Origin of the sequence: Marinicrinis lubricantis (genome assembly GCF_042658665.1) — a bacterium.
GTDB lineage: Bacteria > Bacillota > Bacilli > Paenibacillales > KCTC-33676 > Marinicrinis > Marinicrinis lubricantis.
The window spans coordinates 1-3,090 of the sequence record NZ_JBHSQV010000015.1 but is presented as its reverse complement, the minus strand read 5'-3'; the positions used below and the strand labels follow the sequence as shown (position 1 = coordinate 3,090).

The 3,090-nt window shown below is 41.4% G+C and carries 2 protein-coding genes; one reads left to right on the top strand and one right to left on the bottom strand.

Features of this window, described 5'->3' with window-relative positions; genetic code table 11:
- Window positions 1-157: 157 nt before the first annotated feature.
- The gene (locus ACFPXP_RS02715) at window positions 158-727 is read left to right on the top strand and encodes a hypothetical protein (protein WP_379892152.1); all 570 of its coding nucleotides are present in this window, start codon (window positions 158-160) and stop codon (window positions 725-727) included.
- 218 nt (window positions 728-945) lie between these two features.
- Here ACFPXP_RS02715 and ACFPXP_RS02710 read toward each other — a convergent pair whose 3' ends face one another.
- Window positions 946-2,646 carry an ABC transporter substrate-binding protein gene (locus ACFPXP_RS02710; protein ID WP_379892150.1) on the bottom strand — a complete coding sequence of 567 codons (1,701 nt, stop codon included), beginning with the start codon at window positions 2,644-2,646 and terminating at the stop codon, window positions 946-948.
- Window positions 2,647-3,090 lie beyond the last annotated feature (444 nt).

The window sequence follows — 3,090 nt, the reverse complement described above, 5'->3', positions numbered from 1 at the left end:
GTTTATACTTCATATTGAGCGTCCTCCTTCAATTAGGGCAGTGAATGTCGAACCATTCCGAGACCCAGCATACAGGAGGCGCTTTTTCTTTTCAAAGAGCAAATTACTTCATTACAGGAATGGCTCCTATAATATTTTTAACAAGGAGTGAACTTTCTTGTACAAACAGAATGGAAAGAGAAAGCAATTACAAAGAGTATTACAAAGAAGTGTAGCTATTGTTCTATTGTTTGCAGTTGCGTTTATGTTGTACATGTATTTATTCCCCCACCATAAGACAATTTATGAAATTATTGAAGATGAATCTATTGAAATAAACAGAGAATCTTTAAAAGGGATTGTCTATGATGAAGACTACCGGCTTTATGCGGCTATAAGCAAAAATAAGAATGAGGAGATACAATTCATCTCTATAAAGGATAATGATTTGGAGAAAATTGAAAAGTTAATTGGGGACAACGATCTGTTGCAGTGGGTATATTCTTTGAATTTGAATGATGGAACTAAGAACATACTATTTGGTAGAATCAATACAAATAATTATAAATCGGTAGAAATAAAAGGAGTACCAAATAACGAAATAAATTATTTAACATATAATAATCAAACTTATTTTTGGGTGGAGGCCAATTTGGAGCTTCCTATAGATATTAAGCTATATGATGAATTCGGGAATGTAGTATTTTCAAATATGGATGGAATTGGTGTTGAAAACCCGTTGAAATAATTAAAAAGGAACAGGGAGACAAACTCTGTTCATTTTCACAATAATTTTAGTTAGTCTCGGAGATTTAGAAGGAGAATGTATGATTTCCAATTTGTTTTAGCTTTTCTTCTGTTTAAAACTCCAGCTTCCTTGAGTAATTTCAGCGTTATAAAAGAAACAAACATCTTTTTCGATCACTTGTTCACCTTCAAGAGCCTTAATTGCACAATGAGTAACGATTATTTTACCTCTCCGCCCCAATGGTCAACTCTTGCTTTTACATATGTTTCATATTCGTCTTCCATCTTTTCTACATCATTTTTCTCCAGCTCAGTCATGTAGTCGTCCCACAACGAATCGAAATCCGCTGGATTCGCCAAGATGATTTCTGGAATACGTCTTCTTGTAATTTCTTCCATCGTTTTGAATAGAATTGCCAGATCGGAATCACTTGGATAAGAAATATCCCAAGCTGCGCCCCAAGCCTTGACTGGAAATTCATCCGGCTGCGGCCACAATTCAATCCATCTTTCAACACCGTATGCAGCTAGTGTTTCTTTCTCCGCATCGCTGTAGTTATCAATCACTTGCTCGGGGAAGGTTGTTGTAAAATAGTTACCCGTGGAATCCTTGACTCCGTCGCCATAACGGGCAGAAATACCGTATGAACCAATGCCTGTTTCTTTGGTGAAATTAGCATTGTCGTTATTTTTCCGATCTAGTACGTTTTCAGGAATGTAGCGCACGCCATTTTCATCATACTTATAATGTTTGTCCTCAATTCCCCAGTTAATCAGCACTTGACCTTCTTCTGACGCTAACCAATCCAGAAATTGAATTGCACGAACGGGATCTTCACACTCTGTCGTGATACCGATACCCCATCCAGCCAAAAAGCCAGTGTTTTGCAGGGAGTGATCTTTATACTCTTCGGACAAAGTTATAGGGAAGTGGGCATAAGTTTGCTCGTATTTTCCTTCAGCCTTCAATGAATTGACCGCATCGTTAAAGCCCCAGTCCTGGTCAATGACACCAACAATGCGGCCGGATGCAATTTTTGCTTTATATTGGTCTTCCTTCTGTACAAATGCTTCTGGATCGAGCAAGCCGATGTCGTTCATATGGTTCAGCCAGCGGAAATATTCTTTTTCCTCCGGGCGCCTATAGTGATAAGTGACTTCATACGTTTTTTGATGAATATGAAATTCGCCATCGTCTGGCGCTCCTGTCGTATAGAAGGCAGGGTTTGTGACTCCGATCATGATTCTCCAATCATCTGCGAGCACCGATAAACCAATCGTCGGCTGACCGTCAGCTGTCGTAGGATGCTTCTCAACATACTGCTGAATCACGCGTTCATAATCTTGAACCGTTTTCATTGCTGGATAACCTGCTTCCTTTAACGCTGCATGCTGAACATGAAAGGAACCTGCAATATCCATATATTGTTGACCTACACCGTTCAAGGAGGGAAGGATATAGATCGATTCATCATCCTTGCTCCATTTCAGGCGCTCCATGTATTCACCGTAAACTTTCTTCAAATTTGGGCCATGCTCTTCTATCAGATCCGTCAAATCTATTAATGCCCCAGCATCCACCAATTTGCTGGCATCTCCTGTCGGAGAAATCAAGTCCGGATAATCACCGCTTGCAATCATCAGTGCAATTCGGTTGGCATCCATAGAGATTTCCGCTTTCAAGGTAACGCCTGTTTTCTTCGTTATTTCTCGTCCGACGTCGTCATTCATCTCATTCCATCCGGAAATCGGACCCGTAGACCAACTGAATGTAATTGGATCTTTGCCGTTGTCGGTTTTCGTACCGGAGTTGTTGCCCGAATTGTTCTCATTGTTATGATTTCCACAAGCCGCCAACGATGTAATCAGTGCTGTCACGATGAAGAGAATCGCCAACATCTTTGCTGCAGACTTCTTCATGCTGAAACCTCCTCGTATCATATGTTTTGTAGCCAACTTCTAAATGATTTCCAGTCCCTTAGGGGACTGGAGCGAGCCTTTAAAATTTCCAGCTGTTGTTCTTTGAAAAATGAATATTGGGACTGGACTTTTCGGGATGCCCCTAGAAAATATTCCTTAGGGAACATTCGGGGAAACTCTTTTCACCCCCTGTAGCACCGTCTACATAAAAAGTCTGTTTCCCTGGCGTCTCGTTTGAACTTCTTACCCGCTGGCTGTTCCCTTCGGCAACCCACGCTCGAAGATAGCAGCTTCGAGGCAGCTCGTGGATCGAAGGATGTTCTCATATGCGAGGGTGATTGAGCTGCGAGCGCGCTAGGGGCATGCCGAAAAGTCTAGTCCCTGAATCCCACACGAAAGGAGGAATTCCATTGAAGCTATTTGTCGGTATTGACGTGAGCTCCA